The organism is Nocardia noduli (assembly GCF_019038455.1).
Classification (GTDB): Bacteria; Actinomycetota; Actinomycetes; order Mycobacteriales; family Mycobacteriaceae; genus Nocardia; species Nocardia noduli.
Window position 1 is genome coordinate 1 of record NZ_JAFMPL010000302.1, and the last position, 409, is coordinate 409.

A 409-nucleotide genomic window follows, 5' to 3' on the forward strand; every position below is an offset into this window, starting at 1 on the left:
CACCATCGCGAAATCGGCGCCGGCCGCATGCAGCTCGGCGAGCGCCCGGCCGAGTTCCCGGCAATGCCCAACGCCGGGCGTCTTGACCGAGACGCCCTCCAGGAAGCTGACGATGGCGGCCGGCCGACCGCAGAGCTGCCCGAGCGCCGTGCCGGCCCGGTCCCGCACCGGCTGCGGACAGGCGAGGCCGCGCGCGGAGAGGTGCTCCATCAGCTCGATGAAGAACGGCAGGTCCCCCGCCCGCACCCGCTTCTCGTAGAGGGTCAGGATGTAGGAGCCCTGCGTCGTCTGCAGGTAGAAGTTGGAATTCTCGACGCCCTCGGCGATGCCCTTGAAGGAGAGCAGGGTGCCGATGGAATAGGCGGACAGGAACTCGGAGAGCGCTGCGTCGGATACCTCGGTGTAGACG

General features: G+C 68.9%; 1 protein-coding gene. It reads right to left on the reverse strand.

Translation table 11 applies throughout. The features are described from left to right. Nucleotides 1–409 (reverse strand): phosphotransferase (locus JZ792_RS43785; RefSeq protein WP_216918460.1); only part of this gene is annotated, 409 nt, incomplete at both ends.